This is a genomic window from Pseudoxanthomonas sp. G3, assembly GCF_057654715.1.
The window spans coordinates 2748507-2764655 of the sequence record NZ_CM172805.1; the positions used below are offsets into that span (position 1 = coordinate 2748507).

At 62.3% G+C, this 16149-nt stretch carries 32 protein-coding genes and 3 tRNA genes; 1 reads left to right on the forward strand and 34 read right to left on the reverse strand.

Annotation, left to right across the window (positions count from 1 at the left end; all coding sequences use genetic code 11):
• Positions 1-42: 42 nt before the first annotated feature.
• The 34 genes from AC23D6_RS13030 to AC23D6_RS13195 all read right to left on the reverse strand — a co-directional run bounded on the left by AC23D6_RS13030 (position 43) and on the right by AC23D6_RS13195 (position 14925).
• Positions 43-327 (reverse strand): hypothetical protein, encoded by a 285-nt coding sequence (locus AC23D6_RS13030; RefSeq protein WP_487749676.1) that lies wholly within the window; start codon positions 325-327, stop codon positions 43-45.
• Positions 314-2422 (reverse strand): portal protein, encoded by a 2109-nt coding sequence (locus AC23D6_RS13035; RefSeq protein ID WP_487749677.1) that lies wholly within the window; start codon positions 2420-2422, stop codon positions 314-316. Before AC23D6_RS13035 ends, AC23D6_RS13030 begins: the two co-directional genes overlap by 14 nt.
• A gap of 20 nt (positions 2423-2442) precedes the next feature.
• Positions 2443-3705 (reverse strand): hypothetical protein, encoded by a 1263-nt coding sequence (locus AC23D6_RS13040; protein WP_487749678.1) that lies wholly within the window; start codon positions 3703-3705, stop codon positions 2443-2445.
• A complete protein-coding gene (locus AC23D6_RS13045) occupies positions 3693-3941 on the reverse strand; it encodes a hypothetical protein (RefSeq protein ID WP_487749679.1) in 249 nt (82 codons plus the stop codon). Before AC23D6_RS13045 ends, AC23D6_RS13040 begins: the two co-directional genes overlap by 13 nt.
• Before the next feature lie 117 nt (positions 3942-4058).
• Complete coding sequence (locus tag AC23D6_RS13050) at positions 4059-4235, reverse strand: hypothetical protein (RefSeq protein ID WP_487749680.1); 177 nt, start codon at positions 4233-4235, stop codon at positions 4059-4061.
• Positions 4232-4414: a hypothetical protein gene (locus AC23D6_RS13055; protein WP_487749681.1), complete on the reverse strand. Its 183-nt coding sequence runs from the start codon at positions 4412-4414 to the stop codon at positions 4232-4234. Before AC23D6_RS13055 ends, AC23D6_RS13050 begins: the two co-directional genes overlap by 4 nt.
• Complete coding sequence (locus AC23D6_RS13060) at positions 4411-4911, reverse strand: lysis system i-spanin subunit Rz (RefSeq protein WP_487749682.1); 501 nt, start codon at positions 4909-4911, stop codon at positions 4411-4413. The genes AC23D6_RS13055 and AC23D6_RS13060 overlap by 4 nt, the downstream gene beginning before the upstream one ends.
• Positions 4908-5033: a hypothetical protein gene (locus tag AC23D6_RS13065; protein WP_487749683.1), complete on the reverse strand. Its 126-nt coding sequence runs from the start codon at positions 5031-5033 to the stop codon at positions 4908-4910. Before AC23D6_RS13065 ends, AC23D6_RS13060 begins: the two co-directional genes overlap by 4 nt.
• 1 nt (position 5034) lies before the next feature.
• On the reverse strand, positions 5035-5517 hold the full coding sequence (locus tag AC23D6_RS13070) for a lysozyme (RefSeq protein WP_487749684.1): 483 nt from the start codon (positions 5515-5517) through the stop codon (positions 5035-5037).
• Positions 5514-5747 carry a holin gene (locus AC23D6_RS13075; RefSeq protein WP_487749685.1) on the reverse strand — a complete coding sequence of 78 codons (234 nt, stop codon included), beginning with the start codon at positions 5745-5747 and terminating at the stop codon, positions 5514-5516. The genes AC23D6_RS13070 and AC23D6_RS13075 overlap by 4 nt, the downstream gene beginning before the upstream one ends.
• A 24-nt stretch (positions 5748-5771) precedes the next feature.
• Positions 5772-5846, reverse strand: a tRNA-Asn gene (locus AC23D6_RS13080).
• Positions 5847-5851: 5 nt separating this feature from the next.
• Positions 5852-5929 (reverse strand) — tRNA-Met (locus AC23D6_RS13085).
• 4 nt (positions 5930-5933) lie between these two features.
• Positions 5934-6009: transfer RNA gene (locus tag AC23D6_RS13090), tRNA-Thr, on the reverse strand.
• 68 nt (positions 6010-6077) lie between these two features.
• Positions 6078-6326 (reverse strand): hypothetical protein, encoded by a 249-nt coding sequence (locus tag AC23D6_RS13095; protein WP_487749686.1) that lies wholly within the window; start codon positions 6324-6326, stop codon positions 6078-6080.
• A 121-nt stretch (positions 6327-6447) separates the two neighbouring features.
• Positions 6448-6876, reverse strand: a complete 429-nt coding sequence (locus AC23D6_RS13100; RefSeq protein WP_487749687.1) for a hypothetical protein — start codon at positions 6874-6876, stop codon at positions 6448-6450.
• Positions 6873-7388 carry a hypothetical protein gene (locus AC23D6_RS13105; protein ID WP_487749688.1) on the reverse strand — a complete coding sequence of 172 codons (516 nt, stop codon included), beginning with the start codon at positions 7386-7388 and terminating at the stop codon, positions 6873-6875. The genes AC23D6_RS13100 and AC23D6_RS13105 overlap by 4 nt, the downstream gene beginning before the upstream one ends.
• Positions 7385-8134: a ribonuclease H-like domain-containing protein gene (locus AC23D6_RS13110; protein WP_487749689.1), complete on the reverse strand. Its 750-nt coding sequence runs from the start codon at positions 8132-8134 to the stop codon at positions 7385-7387. The genes AC23D6_RS13105 and AC23D6_RS13110 overlap by 4 nt, the downstream gene beginning before the upstream one ends.
• A 49-nt stretch (positions 8135-8183) precedes the next feature.
• Complete coding sequence (locus AC23D6_RS13115) at positions 8184-8549, reverse strand: hypothetical protein (RefSeq protein WP_487749690.1); 366 nt, start codon at positions 8547-8549, stop codon at positions 8184-8186.
• A 2-nt stretch (positions 8550-8551) separates the two neighbouring features.
• On the reverse strand, positions 8552-8755 hold the full coding sequence (locus tag AC23D6_RS13120; RefSeq protein WP_487749691.1) for a hypothetical protein: 204 nt from the start codon (positions 8753-8755) through the stop codon (positions 8552-8554).
• A gap of 1 nt (position 8756) precedes the next feature.
• On the reverse strand, positions 8757-9020 hold the full coding sequence (locus tag AC23D6_RS13125) for a hypothetical protein (RefSeq protein ID WP_487749692.1): 264 nt from the start codon (positions 9018-9020) through the stop codon (positions 8757-8759).
• 30 nt (positions 9021-9050) lie between these two features.
• The gene (locus AC23D6_RS13130) at positions 9051-9353 is read right to left on the reverse strand and encodes a helix-turn-helix domain-containing protein (protein ID WP_487749693.1); all 303 of its coding nucleotides are present in this window, start codon (positions 9351-9353) and stop codon (positions 9051-9053) included.
• Between the two features lie 9 nt (positions 9354-9362).
• A complete protein-coding gene (locus tag AC23D6_RS13135) occupies positions 9363-9674 on the reverse strand; it encodes a hypothetical protein (RefSeq protein ID WP_487749694.1) in 312 nt (103 codons plus the stop codon).
• The gene (locus AC23D6_RS13140; RefSeq protein WP_487749695.1) at positions 9671-9982 is read right to left on the reverse strand and encodes a hypothetical protein; all 312 of its coding nucleotides are present in this window, start codon (positions 9980-9982) and stop codon (positions 9671-9673) included. Before AC23D6_RS13140 ends, AC23D6_RS13135 begins: the two co-directional genes overlap by 4 nt.
• 110 nt (positions 9983-10092) lie before the next feature.
• Entirely contained in the window at positions 10093-10359 is a 267-nt protein-coding gene (locus AC23D6_RS13145) for a hypothetical protein (protein WP_487749696.1), read from the reverse strand.
• Entirely contained in the window at positions 10349-10747 is a 399-nt protein-coding gene (locus tag AC23D6_RS13150) for a hypothetical protein (RefSeq protein ID WP_487749697.1), read from the reverse strand. Before AC23D6_RS13150 ends, AC23D6_RS13145 begins: the two co-directional genes overlap by 11 nt.
• Positions 10744-11112: a recombination protein NinB gene (locus AC23D6_RS13155; RefSeq protein WP_487749698.1), complete on the reverse strand. Its 369-nt coding sequence runs from the start codon at positions 11110-11112 to the stop codon at positions 10744-10746. Before AC23D6_RS13155 ends, AC23D6_RS13150 begins: the two co-directional genes overlap by 4 nt.
• Positions 11109-11273: a hypothetical protein gene (locus AC23D6_RS13160; protein WP_487749699.1), complete on the reverse strand. Its 165-nt coding sequence runs from the start codon at positions 11271-11273 to the stop codon at positions 11109-11111. Before AC23D6_RS13160 ends, AC23D6_RS13155 begins: the two co-directional genes overlap by 4 nt.
• A complete protein-coding gene (locus AC23D6_RS13165; RefSeq protein ID WP_487752636.1) occupies positions 11270-12640 on the reverse strand; it encodes a replicative DNA helicase in 1371 nt (456 codons plus the stop codon). The genes AC23D6_RS13160 and AC23D6_RS13165 overlap by 4 nt, the downstream gene beginning before the upstream one ends.
• A 2-nt stretch (positions 12641-12642) precedes the next feature.
• Positions 12643-13635 (reverse strand): DUF1376 domain-containing protein, encoded by a 993-nt coding sequence (locus AC23D6_RS13170; protein ID WP_487749700.1) that lies wholly within the window; start codon positions 13633-13635, stop codon positions 12643-12645.
• 3 nt (positions 13636-13638) lie between these two features.
• Entirely contained in the window at positions 13639-13800 is a 162-nt protein-coding gene (locus tag AC23D6_RS13175; protein WP_487749701.1) for a hypothetical protein, read from the reverse strand.
• Positions 13797-14066, reverse strand: a complete 270-nt coding sequence (locus AC23D6_RS13180) for a hypothetical protein (protein ID WP_487749702.1) — start codon at positions 14064-14066, stop codon at positions 13797-13799. The genes AC23D6_RS13175 and AC23D6_RS13180 overlap by 4 nt, the downstream gene beginning before the upstream one ends.
• On the reverse strand, positions 14063-14362 hold the full coding sequence (locus tag AC23D6_RS13185) for a hypothetical protein (RefSeq protein ID WP_487749703.1): 300 nt from the start codon (positions 14360-14362) through the stop codon (positions 14063-14065). Before AC23D6_RS13185 ends, AC23D6_RS13180 begins: the two co-directional genes overlap by 4 nt.
• Entirely contained in the window at positions 14362-14541 is a 180-nt protein-coding gene (locus tag AC23D6_RS13190) for a hypothetical protein (RefSeq protein ID WP_487749704.1), read from the reverse strand. The genes AC23D6_RS13185 and AC23D6_RS13190 overlap by 1 nt, the downstream gene beginning before the upstream one ends.
• Positions 14542-14925 (reverse strand): phage regulatory CII family protein, encoded by a 384-nt coding sequence (locus AC23D6_RS13195; protein ID WP_487749705.1) that lies wholly within the window; start codon positions 14923-14925, stop codon positions 14542-14544. It abuts the gene before it with no gap.
• A 160-nt stretch (positions 14926-15085) separates the two neighbouring features.
• Between AC23D6_RS13195 and AC23D6_RS13200 the strand changes: the two genes are divergently transcribed.
• A complete protein-coding gene (locus AC23D6_RS13200) occupies positions 15086-15643 on the forward strand; it encodes a hypothetical protein (RefSeq protein ID WP_487749706.1) in 558 nt (185 codons plus the stop codon).
• The last annotated feature ends 506 nt before the right edge of the window (positions 15644-16149 follow it).

The window sequence follows — 16149 nt, forward strand, 5'->3', positions numbered from 1 at the left end:
CAAACGGGACAACAATCCGCCCCAACAAACCGTGCTCGGCCTCTATTTCGAGAAGGCGCGCTTCAGCGACTGGCCAGCTCGTTGGGCCAGCGACAGTTTCGCCAGCGTCCCGGAGTCCATCACCTGCAACAGGTGCCCGCGCACCTTCTCCAGGTTCTTGATCGACAGAAACAGGGCTTCCCGCCCCTCGACGTCCCTTGCTGGGCTGTTTTGCCATGCCTTCAGATACTCCAGTTCGATGAGGGCGAACGCCTCTGACAGTAGCGGGTCTTCCAGAAGCTGCTTTGCGCGCTCGCCGCGTGCGATTTCAGTCTCAGTCCTGTCCATTGCCAGCCTCCTGCGGCTGCAGGGATGCGCTCAGGACGGAGGATTGGGCGGCAATCTCGGCCTTGCGGATATCGGTCTGCGCGGCCAAGTTCGCCTTGAAGGTTTCGAGCTCGATCTGGCGGTCGACCTTGTACTGCTCCAGCGTCATCTGGTTGCGGAGCTCTTCCGCATTGCGCTCGGCTTCTAGCTGCGTCTCCTGCGCCGCCTGAGCCGCTTGGGCTTCCTGCTTCAGGCGCTCGACTTCGATGTCGACCTGCCCCTTGAGTTGGGCCAACTGCTGCGCGCCCTGCTGCTTCATCTGCTCAAGCTGGAGCTCGACCGGAGGCTGCGGCGGGGGCTGCGGGCCTGGTGGGGTGAAATAGCGCTCGGGGTCGTGATAGCCCATCGCCTTGGCGAGATCCGTAGCCGTCGCATGGACGTTCTGCGGGGTAACGATGCCCAGCGGCATCAGACGTTCCTGAATACCGCCCAGCGTGGTCAGGTTGGCGACCTGTTGGCGCTTCTCCAGCGCACCGACGCCGACATTCACCCGCAGACGGAAACCGTGCACCCACTCGCGCGGGTCAACCTGTAACCAGCGGCCGTTGACCTGCACCTGTGCCGGACGGTCCTGGTACTGCGTGGCGTGCTTCAGCAGCAGCATGTAGAGCCGCTTGACGCCCGTCTCGGCCAGCACTCGGGCAATCAGACGGATGCGCTGACTGCCGGCCTGCATCATGGCCTGGACGCCGTCGGAGCCGATGCTGCCCTTGCTCAGGCTGTCCGCGTTGAGTGCCGAGTTCATCTCGGTTACGCCCGATCGCGTGTCGCGGACCTGGTCGACGAACTCCAGAAGCTGCAGGCCAGCGCCCGCAACAAACGGGGTCTGCAGCTCCTTGATCGCCTCGGGGTTCTTCATCCGGACGATGCCGCCCGGACGGGCATTCAGCAGGTCGTCTAGATTGACCTGCCCCTCGACAACGCCCTTCATCGGGGTGTTGCTCAGGTAGACGTTGTCCAGCACCTGGCGAGTCAGTGCCGTCTTGATCCGGACCAAGTCCTCGATCATGTCGTGCATCGACAGACCGATGATCTTGTAGGGCATCAGAATGGGGGTGAACAGCGAGAAGCAGTGGTCATCCGTGACCTCGTTCTCGTGGATGTACGTCCCGGCCTTCTTCACCCGGCGTAGCTCCGCCACGCCATCGCCATTCGAGTCGACCCGAATGTAGGCCTCGGTGACGACGATCTTCTCTTGCGAGCGGTCGCCCTCGTTGGCGTCCGTCTCCCAGGTGCCGTCGTAACTGTGGCGGGCGGCCTCGTCGTTCTGCGTGCGGTAGTCCGTACCGCGGGGCAGCTTCTCTACCTCTTCCCTCGGCCAACCCTCAGAGATCAGATCGGACGCGGTCCGCTCCACCTCGTGGGCCACGAACTCGGCCGCTTGCAACGTGCGAGCATCCTTGCTCACCCGGAACTCCTCCGGGGGGACTCCTTCCACCACGAACCGACGCAGCTTCTCGCGGCGCTTTGCGACTACGGAGAACTGCTCAAGGCTGGCACTGTCGACCACGCCTTCGGGCGGTACAACGCCCGTCAACTCAACGGACACCACCTCAATGTCCGCGTCCAGGCCCAGCGCTTCGACTTCGTCTGAGCTCAGGCCCTCGTAACGCTCTTCCTTCTCTTCCCAGGATTCGTCGCAGTAGACCTTGCAGACGCCGAAGCGGCCGATCAGGCCCTGCTTGATGGCGTCGTGCAGGGTGACGAAACCCTCGTTCTCTTCGTACAGCAGGTGATTGATGTAGACCGTGGCGTCATCGGCGGCCTGCTCATCGCCTGGGCGGGTCGGCCGGAACGACACGACGTCATCAGCGCCGGTCAGCGCCTCCATGATCGCCGGCATCGCCCATTCGACCGTCTCCATCAGATCCTTGGAAACGACCGTGGAACGGCCCTCGACCTCGGGCGGGGCAAGCGCGCCCTTGGCCTCGCCCATGTAGAACTCCATCGCCGTGCGTCGCTGCTGGGCGTAGAAGTCGTCAGCGCCGATTGAGTTTTCGCATTGGCGGTCGATCAGCGCGCAGAGCTCGCCGTCGGTCATCTTGCTCTTGGTCAAGTCGGTCCCTTAGTGGGTCGTCATGCGATGCCGGCTCGCGGATACTTCAGCGGGTGGCCGTCGAAGGGCTTGCTTGATGCGTTGGCCATGGCCAGGTAGCGAAATGCGTCCGCGCCGTGACTGGCCCAGTCGTGCACGGGGGCGACCTTGAACTCGCCCAGCTTGTCGTTGTAGTCGCGCCGGTAGTTCATCAGGCTGGCGATACCGTCCTCACACTTCTGCTCGTCGAACCAGCAGCGGCTGAACAGCATCCGCGCAGCGTTGATGCCCTGCTCCAGACCTTCGCGTGGCAGGACAGTCATCCGGAAGCCCTGAGACGCCGCCACCTCAGTCATGGTCGTAGCGGTCCAGCGCTCCCTGGCCTCTGCGTCATGCGGCACGTAATGCGAGCCGTAGTTGTACGGCTTGGCCTTCAGGACACCCAGGTAGTGCGTGATCGGCTTCCCGCTGGACGCGTAGTAGTCGATCAGGTGAATGCCGCGGCCGACGTTCTGGTAGAACCAGATCGACGTGTCGTCGCCCACCCCCAAGTCCCATGCTGTGTGCACCAGGGCTGCCGAGTCATACGGCACCGTCCCGATACGCTTGTCCTTTCGCGCCTGGGCGAGCTCAGTTGCATAGATCGCACCCAGCGCCGGCACGTCGAAGGCGCACTCGAATTCCTGGGCGAACTGCTCAGGGGTCATCGCCTTGCGGGCATCCTCCAGCTCTGCCTCATCGACGATGCCCGTCTCGCTGGCCCTGAGCTCTTGGTAGAACCAGGACGGGTCCGACCTCGCCTGCACCGCCAGAGCGTGAAAGTGGTTCTTGCCCTTCGGCGTTCCGATGAAGCTTGCCCAGCCTTTCCGGTCCGTCAGCAGCGGGCGGATGATCTCGCCCCACACCGACGGCCGCATGTCGCCGTACTCGTCCAGCACCACGCCATCCAGGTAGAGGCCGCGAAGCGCATCGGGGTTGTCTGCCCCGAACAGCCGGATGCGCGCCCCATTGACCAGCTCCACGGACAGTTCCGACTCCATCGGCCTGCCCGCCGTGATCGGCCTGGCGTAGTGTTTCAGGTAGTCCCACGCGATCGCCTTGGCCTGCCCGTAGTACGGCGCCAGGTAGGCGTAACGTGGGTTGGGGAGCTCACACAGCGCCGCGCGCTTGATGAGCTCGTTAATCTCTCGCACCGTCTTGCCGAACCGGCGGTGCGCCACAGAGCAGGCCCAGCGCTCTTCCCGGTTGTGGTACGCGACCGACTGCGGCCTAGGCCGATAGTCGATCGTGATTACTTCAGCCACTGAACGACCGTCACAGGGCTTTCAGGGTCGCCGGCCAAGGTCATCGGCAGCACCTTGCCCAGCAGCGAAAGGAACGCAGACGGGTTCTCCATCGCCTGCAGCTTGAGATAGCCGACCGTGCCCTCGGGGTGCGCCTGCTCGGCGGCCTGCAGGATCATCTCCTTCAGCGCCGCATTCAGCTTGTTAGGCGTTCCCTTCTGCCTGCCGCCCGTCTTGGGCTTTCCCTTGCCCGCCATCTCTATCTGCCTCTGTTTTGGAGTTGGACGATGCCTTGACTCCGAACGTGCGCTCCCAGTTGTCCGAGAACGTCTTGTCGTCTACCGCGAACGGCCGCGGCGTGTCGCCCTTCCCACTCACTTCGTCACCGCCTGGTCCGCCACGTTGCCCGCCAGATACAACCCCAGCACCCATGCCGATTGGCTCAGCCACTGGGCTGCGTCGATCTTGCCGATGGAGAAGAACACCACCCCGGCCAGCCAAGCGGCGCAGGCCAGGAGGAACTTGCGGGAGGCATAGCGGGTTTCGGTCATCCTTCCACCACAATGAATACTGGAGCATCGACACGATGACCCTCGATCCAGTTCGGACCGTCGGCCACCTCGACCCGCTCGGATTCGATCGTGTAACACTCGAAGTACCCGCAGACCGGCAAGTCGCCATGCTCGGCTATCGCCTTCTGCAGTTCCGCGATCAGCTCTGACGCCTTCATTTCCGATCCGCCTCGATCACCTGCTGGAGCCCGCGGACTTGGGCGTCGCACTCGTCTGCGGCTCGAACAAGATCTGCCGCACCTTGTTCCCGGTCTGCGGCGCCTTCATCAGGCTCGGCGGCGGAGGCGACAGCTTGGGACAGCTCGGCGGTGGCTGCCGAGGCTTGCCACAGCTTCCGAAGCCGCAGGTTGCCGCTACGCAGATCAGCAATGATCCGATCAGACTCAGCCGCTGCCGCATCCTTCTGCTCCTCGTAATCCTTGGCGATCACCGCCATCTGGTCCGCTCGCCGGCGCTCGGTCTCGAGCGTTTCCTTCAGCGAAACGACCTCCTGGCGAGCCGAATCTCTCTCCTGCTCGGCCTTTGCGGCGCGGGCATCGGAAAGAGCGGAAATCCCACGAAAGTACAGAAGGCCTATCAGCGCAGCGACCGCCAGCGCTGCGGCAATGCCGGCGATAATCTTCCACGCGTTGGCGCGGAGTTCGGCGAGGATCACGCGCCCGCCTGGTCCGTGTCGTCCTGCTCGCCCCAGTTGCCCCGGGCGAACCTGAGTGCGGCCAGGCCGATGACGGTTGCAGCGCCGAGCAGGAACCCGGCAATCAGGCCAAGGATCAGCATTTCAGTTCCCCATGCACGTTTGGTATTCCCACTCGCGGCGCTTGGGGATGCCGGCGCACTTGTTGCGCGGATCTCGGCAGTCCTTGCCCTTGATGTAGGTCCACCGAAGGATTTGCTTGCAGGCGCCAGCCACGTCTCCAGCGTTCAGCAGGCGAGCCGCCGAGCTGTTGCAGAAGTTGGCTGTGCCCACGTTGTAGGCGAAATGCCCGAACGCCTTGATGACGTGGAAGTCGAAGCTCCCCGTGACGCACCGCCCCATGCTGTTGAGCATGCGGGTCACGTAGGTGACCTCCATGTCCCGGCATTCGGCGTCTGTGTACGTCTTCCCCGGCACCACACCCGGACCGGTTACCCCAGCGCAGACCGTCCAGACCTGCCCTAAGTGGTCCCAATACGTCTTGTGTACCCGCTTCTCGCTGACGCCGAGGGCCGCCACGATGGCGAGCACCACAACTGCCGGCACAGCGATGAAGCGAGCCTTCATTCCTCGTCCCTTGCCTCAGCCAGCCGCACCTTGTGCAGCTCTTCCTGCCGGCGGTCGTCCTTGCGCTTGTAGTACCACTGGATCACCAGACCCAAGACCGCAACGATCGCGCCCACGTAGGCCAGTAGGTCGTTGGCGGTGATCCCGCCGTAGGCAGCCGTAGCGCCTCCGCCGACCGTGAATTTCTGTGCGACGGCGGCAATGGTCGCCTCGGCTGCTTGGTCTTTCACTTCATGTGGCCCCTGTGGTGTAGCTGGCGGACAGGGCAGGGCTCGAACCTGCGGCCGAGCGGTTAACAACCGCTTGCTCTACCTCTGAGCTACCCGTCCGGGTTTGGTGGAAAGGGCAAGGATTTGAACCTGCGACCTTCGGGTTATGAGCCCGACGAGCTGCCAGACTGCTCTACCTTTCCGATTTGGTGCCGCTCGCAGGACTTGAACCTGCAACCGATACCTTACAAAGGCATCGCTCTGCCAATTGAGCTAGAGCGGCGAAGACTTACGATTCCCGCCGGCACTTCCCCATGCCTAGCGGGTACTTACGGCGTGAAGCCTTACAATTCAATTCACCGGACGAAGCGGCCTAGCCTTCTTCGCCCCGTCCTTCTCCGCGTTGAACCACTGACGGGTCGTGCCATCCAGGTACCAGATGCACCCGGCCTTCAGCATCACCGCCAACACGCCCTCCTGCTCCCCACTGTCGTGGTGCAGGGCGTCCGGGTCCGGAATCCACACCGAGTCCTCGTGAAGGACGATTGGCTCGGCCGCCGACCACTCGACATCAAGCTCTTCGTCTTCGGTGTCGGTCATGGCGGCTCCTAGAGAACCCGGCGTCCGCACTTGGGATCAGCCGGGCGGGCGACGAATCACCCGAAATCTTCCTTTCTATACTTTCCTTATCCCATCTCTTCTCTTTTGTGGCGGGCGTAACTCAGACAACGAGGATTCCGCGCATCCAGGGGATCACCTTGACGTTAAGGCCGAACACCCGGACCGCGCCATCCACCCCCAGGCTGCCTCGGGCGTGGAACTCAATGTAATTCCTACCCACGTCTGCCCCGATGATCCGTTGCAGGTCTTCCGGCCCCATATAGACCGTGGTCGCATCCCGGTAAGCGATGGCTTCACGGGCGTCGATCTGGGCCACGATGGCGCCAAACACATCATCTGTCGGAATCAGATAGCGCGTGTGCTTCAGGCGCTCATACGTGTTGTGGCACCCGATGCGCGCCAAGACCCAAAGACACGCCCGCTGCGCCAATGCCCAGCCGCGCTCAGGCTTGTAGGTGAAGGTGTCCTGCTGCGTGAAAAGCTCGCGCGACTCATCGTAGTCGATGGCGCGAATCTCTACGTAGCTCATGCGTCCCTCGCCACTCGATGCGCCCAACGGAGCGCGTCCTCGTACTGCCACGCCGCGAGGACGATGGCCCCGGCGACGAAGTCCCTGATTCGCTGGTACGCCTCACGGTCGCAGCCGAACTCATCGGCGCGTTCCCGCAGACTGGCCGGCTCCGACCCAAACAGGGCCACGCACAGCCCGTCCAGACTCGCCTGCCGCCCCCACTCGTGGTTGTAGCTCGCCACGTACTGCCGGCTGCGCATCCGCAGCCTGGGCTTCATCCGTGCGATGGTGGCGCCCAGTCCGACCGCCCATGCCTGCAGGTCCGGGCAGAACCGCTCAGTCCCAGACACCATCGTCAGCCACGCCTTGTAGCCCGGGTGCCGCTCGGGCAAGCAGGACGACGCCAGCGACAGCCGCCACAGCGCACCCTCGGGCAATGCGCGCCTGGTGAAACTGGCGTAGTACGCGCGCAGGTCTGTGCCCCGCACGTCGTAGTCGCCCACCTCGATCTTCTGGAGTGCGCCCATCACGCCACCTGCTTCAGTTTGGCGGCGCCGCCGGGAACGCTGTGCGTCTCGGACATGAACGTACCGCAGTCCTTGCACTGCCAGCGCTGGTACTTCCGCGTCTTCGTCTGGTTGTAGCCGCGGCGGATCAGATTTTCCGACTGGCACGTCGGATTCGTGCAGCACAACCCACCCTCGATGCTCGCGTTCGGCAACCCGAGCACCCACCCCTTGGCGTTCAGGCGGTCGAACACCTGCTCAGTCAGCCGCGTGTCGCCGATGTTGTAGCGGCGCATGAGGTTGCGCGCCTTTTCGTCTCCGGCCAGCACGTCGGACCACAGGTCGAACCCACCGGTGCGCACCTTCTGGCCGATGCCCAGCCACCGTGCCACGAAGTCCAGCTTGTAGCTCGGCAAGTACACCTGCTTCTTGACCGACTTCATCAGGTCGACCTTGGCGAAGGGCGAGGGTTTGGCGAGGCCATGCTTCAGAAACTGGGCCTGGATCCAGCGGATGTCGAACTTGTCGCTGTTCCAGCCGGCCACCGCGTCCGCTTCGTCCAGCAGGCGGTGAAGCTGGCGTGTCATGCCCTTCTCGCCGTCCGCCCACTCGCTATGGAAATGGACGCGGCGCTCGCCGTGGAACTTCGCAGCGAAGCACAGCAGGCCACCCGCATTGGTGATCTGGTTGATGCCAATGTTCTGGCCCCACAGACCCCAGGTACGCGCCTCGATAGGCCGAGTTTCGATGTCGATTGTCAGCAGTCGCATATCCATCCTTGGGCCGCATCCCTGCGGCGGTTGTCCTTGGGGTGCGTCCTTACTTCTTCGGCTCGTCGTCGGGCTTGATCGCCTCGGTCAGCGCCTGCTTTGCGAGGCTGTACAGGTCGGCAGCTTCCTTCTGAACTGCTTCGTTGTTCGCAATGGCCGGAATGATCACCATCGCGGCCGCTGTCTTCGTGGATGGCGTGATCGAGTAAGCAACGCCACAGAACACTAGGCAGCCCAAGATCGGCCGAAAGACCTGCTTAGGCGTCAGCTTGAAGTCCGAGTAACCGTCGAACAGCAATGGCGCCATTACAGCAGCCACAATTAGGGAGACTCCAGACAGCAGTATCCCGGCGCTCAACAGGTCACGAATCGAATCAAGCTGAAGAATCCAATAAATGCTCCAAGGGCTAATCATCTCTATTCCTCGTCAGTCAGTCGTGCGGAAGCTGCCGCGTAGGCGGCGGGGTTGTGTTCGTCGAGTGGTGGCTGCGGCACAGGCTGGAACGCCTCGTCGCACACCGATTCGAGAAGACTGGCACCACGCTGCGCCGCCGATGGCGACACGAAATCTCGTGAGATGCGCGTCTTGCCGTCGGGCAGTTGGTGCCAGTGGACGGCCATGTCAGGCAGCCGCTTCCTCGACGGGCTCCAAGTTGTCGCGGAGCCAAGCGTAAAGGTCAACCAGGTTGGAGAAGACGCGATCAACGCCCGCCGGATGGTTCTCGCCAGACGATCGAATAGCCCCTTCGCTATCCATGAAGTAGACCTGCGTCCCCTGGTATCGGACGCCGGGCGTCACGATGTACCCGTTGCGCACCACCCTGATCGACACGTTGATCTCACCGGGAACTTCTTTCTCCGTGGTGACGGTGATCTTGCGGCCCATCTGCATCACTCCTTGTTGGGGTGATGCCAGTTAAGCGGCTTCCTTGTCACCTTCGTAGGGGGAAACGAGTGACAGCGTTGGCTGGTGCAGAACGCGCATCACGGGTGAGCGACTACAGCCCAGACAGTCGGCAATCTCCCTCACTGACTTCCCCTCACCGCGCAGCTTCCACACCTCCTCGGCGTTCACTTCCGACTGCGGAAGCTTGGGGATGTACAGGTACTCGCCGCCGGCCTGCTCAGCGAGCGCGGCCAGGAAGTCGGCGCGCTCCTGATCAGTTGGTTGTCGTCCCAGCGCCTGCGCGAATGCGATCACCAGCAATGCCCTACTCATCTCAACCCCCTAACTGCAATCCACGACCCGGGCCTGCCAAAACCGCCCGACCTTGTGCCAGCCCCAACATTCCACCCGCCAACCCGCCTCACGTATTGCGGCGATGTGTTCCGATTCCGCGATCTTCTTCACCCGCGACGACACGTTGCTGTAGCTCGTCGCCTGCACCAGCAGCGTTTCCGTGCCGCGAATCGCCAGCACGTCGCCGATGTTGTAGAGATCCAGCCGCGTCTTCGTGTGGCCGTTCCACTTCTCCACCACCCACGGCCTCCATCCTTCCTTGCGCAGCTTCGCCAGCGTCCTTGCTGTGGGGGTGCTCATTTCTTGGACTGCTCCAGTAGTTCGCGGCCTTTGGTAGTTAGGCGGTACGTCGGCGCGAAGGCGTCAGCTACCGCGATCAGGTCCGCTTCCGTTGGGAACCTTGGCGGCCCTTCAGAGTCCAGCAGCCATATCGAGTCAGTCGAGCCACGGCTCTTGTACCAAGCGACCCAGAGGGCCATTGCGGGACCGCTCGGAAGTTCGATGTGGTCAACCTTCACGGTCGCGTACTTCATGTCGTCGCAATACTGGTAATCGACTCCACAAGGCAGCTCTTGGCCCTCGTAAACCAACTCGCGAATCAGATTCACGGTCGCGCAGTTCCAGTTATCAGAGAACGGCCGGCCATCGAACGCGCAGCGGGGTGCGCTACCGTTCCACGTCTGCCCACGCTCCTGACACGCAGCACATTTGACCCCCATCACCACGCCCTCCCCTGCAGCTGCCCAGGTTGGGCGCCGCGCCAGTTGTTGAATGCCATACCAACTTCCGGATCCGCTTCCACCGCCAGCGCAGGCACGTTGCTTTCCTTCGTGTAGCTGGTGACGCCGAGGCGGTTTGCCCGCTGATAGATGCTGAACTTCGACCTGCCAGTGAGGCGCTCTATGCAGCCCTTCCAACCCTGTCGCGGGTAGACGGCACGAATGATTGCGTCTTCTGTTTCCAGCCACTGCGCCCTAGCGCTCATCGAATCTCTCCAGCAGTTCATCTTGGTATCGCTGCCATGCCTCGGTTCCACGCCCGTAGCCAGGCAGCACGTCGTATGTCCACTCCCGAAAGTCGGCCGCGCTCTTGAAGCTCGGACCGAACTGCTCCCGCATGTCGTCGGTTGAGTAGCCCTCGATCAACACACCGTCGTGGTGCCAGGCCCCCATCGCCACGACGTAGGCTTGCCCCAGCTGCTTTGCGCCGTGCCAGTCGTTGAAGTTGCGGTGATGAATATGCGTGGCGCCGCACTGGACGTTGGCCTGCACACCCTGGTCAATACGCTTGCGGCAGACCACGCAGCCAAGCTCGCGGGCTGCGTCCTGATAATCCTGTTCCGGCCGCGTTGCCGGCTTGCGCTTGGCGATCATGCTGCCTTGTCCTTCGGCGCGTACTCACGCGCTACCTGCTCCGACTTTTCAGACCACACCACGCCGCGCTCGCTGCCAGTCGCGTACAGGAAGTTGATGAAGTCGGCGAACCTCCTCACGCCGTAGTTGGACGTGCTGGCGCCAACCATGACCTGACCGCCCTCCAGGCCCTGCGCCATCTCGATCTCTTGCTCGAACGCCGCGGTCAGCACCGCCTTCCACGACATCGGCGGCATCTTTGCGATCTGCCACTTACCGCCCTTCGTGTGCGGCCAATCGATCTGCCGCGCAAAGTCGGTCAGCATCGGCCACATCTTCCGGTTCTGGTCGGTGGTGCGCTTACGGTCAAGGTCGTCGTTGATCACTTCACACCCCACACTTGGTAATCCGCCAGCAGGCGGGCGATCTTCTCGGCATCGATCTCGAAAACCGGCTTGCCGTTCAACTTGCCGGTGCGAGTCTCACTTACGCGGTAGTCCTTGTTTGACGGGACGAAAGGCTTGGGTTGGGAGGGCTTGCGGCTCACAGAGTGTTGTCCCAGGCGGCGGACGCATCAGCCCTCTCCCACGCGTCTGTCCCCCAGTCGTCCAGCCGCATAAGGTCGAAGCGATTACGAAGCGGAATCACGTGTCCAGTCTCCACGTCTCGGCCTTTCCCAATGATCATTTCGACCAGACCGGGACGATCATTCGCATCGAAGTAGTCCCAGCGATGCAGGAATATCACCGCATCCGCCACTTCCTCGATCGCGCCAGAACCACGCAGGTCAACCATGGTTGGCCTACTGACCTTCCCCTTCTCTGTCTTGGCCGCCCCTCGATTCAACTGAGCGAGAACCACAATCGGGCAGCCGATGTCCTTGGCAAGCTTCTTGATGTCGCGCAGAGCCTGACCGCGCTCGATCACTTCCCCTTGCTTTCCAGGCAATTCCATCTCGTGAAGATGGTCTACCACCACGAGACGGACCGGCTTGCGCATGTGTTCGCGGCGAACCCGTGACGACAATGCGCGAGATGACAGTTGGGGCGACTCGTCAACGAGAAGGTCAATTTCCCTGAGCGCCCTTACGCCCTCGGTTACCTTGGCGAAGTTTTCCCCATCGTCCTCGTCCGGCTTGCGGAGCCACTTGTGGGAGATGGACATGACGCCCGCAAGATCTCGGTTGACCACCTGTTCGTCCGTCATCTCCATGGACGATAGGTAGGCGCGATTGCCCCGCAAGGCGGTGAAGCGCGCCAGCTGTAGCCCGGCGATGGACTTGCCCATGTTTGACCTGGCCGCTAACACGTAAACGCGCCCATCCTCTAGGCCGCCAATGTGGTCGTTCAGGTCCTTCCAGGGCGTGGGAAGGCCAATTGGAGCGGTTCCACTCGCCCTCTCCTTGAACTGTCTCCACCACTTCGCCATCAGCTCCCGGTAGGGCTTCGGCCCGACCTTGAGGGTCGGCGAGAGTCCTAAGATCTTGTGTTGCGCTTCCCCAAGGATGTCCTCTGCGACTCGGCCCCGAGAGTCAAACGCCGCATTGACTATCTCTGTCCCGATCTCAATTGCTTGACGTAGCTTCGACTTCTGCTTAACGATCTCGGCGTAGGCAACGAGATTGGCTGCCGAGAACACAGTCGCGCCAAGCTCGACCAGGTATGAGCCACCGGCGATTAGATCCAGCTGCCCCTGTGACTCAAACCACTCGCCGACAGTCACTGGATCGAAGGGCCTGTCCTTCTCGGCCAAGTATCGAATGCCGCTATAGATGAGCTGATGATCGCGACGGTAGAAGTCTTCTGGCTCAAGCCATCCATCCACTTCCGCCAGCTTCTCTGGCGCCAGCATCAGCCCGCCAAGAACGTTCTGCTCCGCCTCGATAGCACACGGCGGAACACGGAGTTGTTCCATGTTCACGAGTGATACCTCCCCTCGATGATCTTTGCGAAGTTGGCCGCCTTGACCATCCACTCTAGGCCGGGCAGGAACGGCCGCCCTCCGCTGCCCTCACGCTTCCCGGTCAGGAAGTCCGAGGCCGCAACGTGGGTGAAGAACCGCCGCCAGTAGTCCAGGCTCTGCCGCTTCTCGTCCTCGCGCCAACGGGTCCGCAACGCAGCGGCACGAGCGCTGTCCCAGACCCTGATGCGAGGGTTGGCCGGCAGGAGCTCGTGGTAGAGCGCCACGATTTCCTGGTGAGGGCATGGCGGTTCGTCGTCGCCGGCTGGCGACAAAGAACCTTTAGGTTCTTCTGCTTTTAACTGGCTAGTGGCTAGTGGCTTATGGCTAGCAGGCGTTTCGCAGGCGTTTCGCAGGCATTCTTGCAGGCGTTCTTTCCAGTCTTCTGGGCGCAAGTCCTTGTTTTCTGGGCCCTTGCTGCTGTTGCACTTCCGGCAAAGCGGCTGCAAGTTCTCGATGGCGTCTGATCCACCCTGATAAATGGGGGTGATGTGATCCTTGACGACGCCTTCGGCACCACAGCGAACGCAGGCATTTCCGCAGACGTTCACAAGAACTTCCCACTCAAGTTTCGTGTGAGTGCCCTTCTCACGCGCGCGGGACAAACGTTGCGCCCTGGTGGCGGCTGCATCATTCGTTGTGCCCCAACGTGTAGTGGCGGAATCAACCGCCTTTGACGTCTTCCCTATCGCGTCGGCAATGACTGACTCAGCCCTCCCATGACTCCAGCCTTCGTCGCTCAGCACGAAGAACTCCCGCAGCACAGACTGCACCGCGTTCCGCTCAGCCTCGGTAGAAGCTCCCGCCACGCGCTCACACCTGCCATCCGGGATGGGCTTCTCGGTGGCGTAGTAGTAGTCAAGCAGCAACGTGTAGGCGCCGTGCTCCAGCAACGAAAGATGCTTCGTGTCCTTCGCATAGTCCCCAAGATGGCGCTTGTAGTAATTCATCCCCTACCCCCTGCTAAACAAGTCCGTCTGTGCCTCGCGGCGTTGGTCGTCCCTGTGCTTCACTTCCGCTACGGCGCTGTAGTGCGCCCTGATCTCTTCACCGGTCATTTCCGGGCTGGCGCGAATGACGGCCAGGCAGTGCTCTATCCACTCGATGCGGGTCATGCGGCCAAGTCCTCCATGGACTCAGCCTGCCGCACGGCTTTCGGCGAGATCCCGCCTTTTTGCTTTCCGCCGCTGACCATGTGGCCCACGTGCCAGTGATCGCAGTGCTCGCAGCGAAACGCGTGCACGGCATGACGGTCACCGTTACGCTTGTTCTTGACCTGGATCCGCTGGGCGTAGACGTGGGCCTTGCTCGCGCTGATGTAGATGCGCTTGCCCGTGGCTTCGCAGGTATCGAACCAGTCCTCGTAGGCGGCGATGCTCATGCGGGGACGCCCTCGCCCGCCCTGCACCGGTCAAGAAGCGCGTCCATATCGCGCTTGAATTCCTCGTCGCAGGCTTCGTGCTTCTGATCCAGGATCGGTTCCAGCTCGTGGGAGAACATTGGAAATAGATCCCCGCCTATGCGGGCGTTGCGGTGGCCGGGGAATCTCACTCGCCAATCCACTGACGAGCCGCGCTCAACAATGACGCCTTGTGCACCATTGGGCAGGCAACGCACTCGGCTGCCTTCGTCACGACGAACTACCCGCACCCTCTGCCCCACAAAGAATGTCGCCATCACGCAGCCTCCGGCGGCATCGGCCGCGTGTAGGTGCGGAGCCACTGGGCGGCGCGCTTCTGGCGCTGGCGCTCAGCGGCGGGAGCAAACTCGATGACGTTCGACGGCGGCGCGGGCTGAGGCTCAGCGGCCTGATAGCGCTGGATGGAGATGAGGGCTCCGGCGAGGACTGCGTCCATTCAAGCCGCCTCCGCAAGTTCCAGCTCTGCCAGCTCACGGCGCAGACGCTGGGCGCGGGTTTCCGCGATCGGCACCAGGCGATAGCCGACGCGGTAGCAGAGCCACTGCAGGACGCCCACGTTGCCCAGGTAACCGCAGAGGGCCGGCAGCTTGTCCTCCGGCGTGTACGCCGGTGCATCCTTCGGCTTGTTGCAGATGCGGGACCACACCGACGGCTGGAGCCCCAGCTCGGCGGCGATCGACTTGTCGCTCGGATGAACTCGGGACTGCGAACGGGCGACCCCGAGAACCTGCACGAAGGACTGGCAGCGTTCGATCAGGGCCTCGTCCAGAAGCTCGGGCGCCGGGACGGCGGAGAGCATCGGGATGACTTTCTGGTTCATCGTATTCACTGGTGTTGACTCGCGTTGAGGGATGGCGGATAGGCCCAATTGAGGCCCGAACCTGAGAGGCCGAGCCGTGGGTCGATTTAGCCACGCGCTAAAGTCATCTGTCAAGCTACCAGCTAAACCCTTTCCGATGGGCGGTCGTTACGCTTTTCGGATGGACGACATCTATGAGATCCGGCGCAAGAACCTGGCCGCCCTTCTGACCTCTCCGGCCCTTGGGGGCCTGAGCCAGAAGGAGCAGGCCATCGCCCTAGATCAGAGTCCGTCCATGCTTAGCCAGCTGAAGGCCGGCAAGCGGATAGGGGACGACGTCGCTCGGAAGATCGAGTCGGCACAGAAGAAGCCGGCGAACTGGCTGGACAACACCCACCGTCAGGCGTCGCAACCGGCGCGACTGGAGGCTGCCACGCTGAAGTCTGCTATCCACTTGGCGAAGCGCACCGTCGAAGCCCTCACCGGCAAAGACGATTTCGACCCTGAAGAAGATGCGGACCTTCTGGCGCAGGCAGTCAATGCCGTGCTGGCCGAAGACCTCACGACTATCTCGGATAGCGATGTACTGAGATTTTTGAAGGTCAAGAACGCAACGGAGGGTGACCGTGGAAAAGCACAACGAACTGGACAAGCTGGCGGAATTGGTGGCGCAGCGGGCAAGGCGGAAGCTGGGGGCGAAGGCGAGCCTGCGCGTCGTCGGGCCAGGAAATCTGCATAAGCACGTCCCGACGGCCCCTGCCCCGTCAGGAATTGATCCTGTAACTAGGGATTACATGTACAGCCGGATCAACGACTTGTCCCGGATGTATTGGCTGCGGTGGCTGGTCAGGCAGGAGACGAAAGGGGTTCCTGTTGAGTGCCTAGACGATGACGCCCTACTCGCTTTAGTCAATAAGATGGAGCGGGGCCGAGAGTGTCGAGTCGAGGGGATCGGTTTTGACGAAGCGGGCCTGGTGGAGGGCCCTTAGGGAGGGGGTATGCGCGGGGTAGCTATTGCTTTGCTAGTGGCCGTGTCGTTCGGAGCGTCTGCCCAGGAGCGACACGGGGACTGGGAGGTCGGTGTCGGAGACGGGGGAATTACTGCCGAAGTCCGCAACGACAGTGGCGGATCACTCGGGTTGCTGTGCTTCCACGACAGCCAAAACTGCGTCTATGCCTTCAGCATCGCCGACAAGTGCAGGATTGGAGATTCATACCCAGTACTTGCCAACTCAGACGCCGGCG

What these genes read in the sequence shown, in the direction of transcription:
- AC23D6_RS13145 (WP_487749696.1), bottom strand. Translation starts at nt 10,359, where the DNA reads ATGAGCGCTAGGGCGCAGTGGCTGGAAACAGAAGACGCAATCATTCGT.
- AC23D6_RS13130 (WP_487749693.1), bottom strand. Translation starts at nt 9,353, where the DNA reads ATGAGTAGGGCATTGCTGGTGATCGCATTCGCGCAGGCGCTGGGACGA.
- AC23D6_RS13045 (WP_487749679.1), bottom strand. Translation starts at nt 3,941, where the DNA reads ATGGCGGGCAAGGGAAAGCCCAAGACGGGCGGCAGGCAGAAGGGAACG.
- AC23D6_RS13200 (WP_487749706.1), top strand. Translation starts at nt 15,086, where the DNA reads ATGGACGACATCTATGAGATCCGGCGCAAGAACCTGGCCGCCCTTCTG.
- AC23D6_RS13055 (WP_487749681.1), bottom strand. Translation starts at nt 4,414, where the DNA reads ATGAAGGCGTCAGAGCTGATCGCGGAACTGCAGAAGGCGATAGCCGAG.
- AC23D6_RS13110 (WP_487749689.1), bottom strand. Translation starts at nt 8,134, where the DNA reads ATGCGACTGCTGACAATCGACATCGAAACTCGGCCTATCGAGGCGCGT.
- AC23D6_RS13120 (WP_487749691.1), bottom strand. Translation starts at nt 8,755, where the DNA reads ATGGCCGTCCACTGGCACCAACTGCCCGACGGCAAGACGCGCATCTCA.
- AC23D6_RS13170 (WP_487749700.1), bottom strand. Translation starts at nt 13,635, where the DNA reads ATGAATTACTACAAGCGCCATCTTGGGGACTATGCGAAGGACACGAAG.
- AC23D6_RS13100 (WP_487749687.1), bottom strand. Translation starts at nt 6,876, where the DNA reads ATGAGCTACGTAGAGATTCGCGCCATCGACTACGATGAGTCGCGCGAG.
- AC23D6_RS13030 (WP_487749676.1), bottom strand. Translation starts at nt 327, where the DNA reads ATGGACAGGACTGAGACTGAAATCGCACGCGGCGAGCGCGCAAAGCAG.
- AC23D6_RS13070 (WP_487749684.1), bottom strand. Translation starts at nt 5,517, where the DNA reads ATGAAGGCTCGCTTCATCGCTGTGCCGGCAGTTGTGGTGCTCGCCATC.
- AC23D6_RS13195 (WP_487749705.1), bottom strand. Translation starts at nt 14,925, where the DNA reads ATGAACCAGAAAGTCATCCCGATGCTCTCCGCCGTCCCGGCGCCCGAG.
- AC23D6_RS13125 (WP_487749692.1), bottom strand. Translation starts at nt 9,020, where the DNA reads ATGGGCCGCAAGATCACCGTCACCACGGAGAAAGAAGTTCCCGGTGAG.
- AC23D6_RS13190 (WP_487749704.1), bottom strand. Translation starts at nt 14,541, where the DNA reads ATGGACGCAGTCCTCGCCGGAGCCCTCATCTCCATCCAGCGCTATCAG.
- AC23D6_RS13095 (WP_487749686.1), bottom strand. Translation starts at nt 6,326, where the DNA reads ATGACCGACACCGAAGACGAAGAGCTTGATGTCGAGTGGTCGGCGGCC.
- AC23D6_RS13150 (WP_487749697.1), bottom strand. Translation starts at nt 10,747, where the DNA reads ATGATCGCCAAGCGCAAGCCGGCAACGCGGCCGGAACAGGATTATCAG.
- AC23D6_RS13165 (WP_487752636.1), bottom strand. Translation starts at nt 12,640, where the DNA reads ATGGAACAACTCCGTGTTCCGCCGTGTGCTATCGAGGCGGAGCAGAAC.
- AC23D6_RS13135 (WP_487749694.1), bottom strand. Translation starts at nt 9,674, where the DNA reads ATGAGCACCCCCACAGCAAGGACGCTGGCGAAGCTGCGCAAGGAAGGA.
- AC23D6_RS13065 (WP_487749683.1), bottom strand. Translation starts at nt 5,033, where the DNA reads ATGCTGATCCTTGGCCTGATTGCCGGGTTCCTGCTCGGCGCTGCAACC.
- AC23D6_RS13180 (WP_487749702.1), bottom strand. Translation starts at nt 14,066, where the DNA reads ATGAGCATCGCCGCCTACGAGGACTGGTTCGATACCTGCGAAGCCACG.
- AC23D6_RS13185 (WP_487749703.1), bottom strand. Translation starts at nt 14,362, where the DNA reads ATGGCGACATTCTTTGTGGGGCAGAGGGTGCGGGTAGTTCGTCGTGAC.
- AC23D6_RS13175 (WP_487749701.1), bottom strand. Translation starts at nt 13,800, where the DNA reads ATGACCCGCATCGAGTGGATAGAGCACTGCCTGGCCGTCATTCGCGCC.
- AC23D6_RS13050 (WP_487749680.1), bottom strand. Translation starts at nt 4,235, where the DNA reads ATGACCGAAACCCGCTATGCCTCCCGCAAGTTCCTCCTGGCCTGCGCC.
- AC23D6_RS13115 (WP_487749690.1), bottom strand. Translation starts at nt 8,549, where the DNA reads ATGATTAGCCCTTGGAGCATTTATTGGATTCTTCAGCTTGATTCGATT.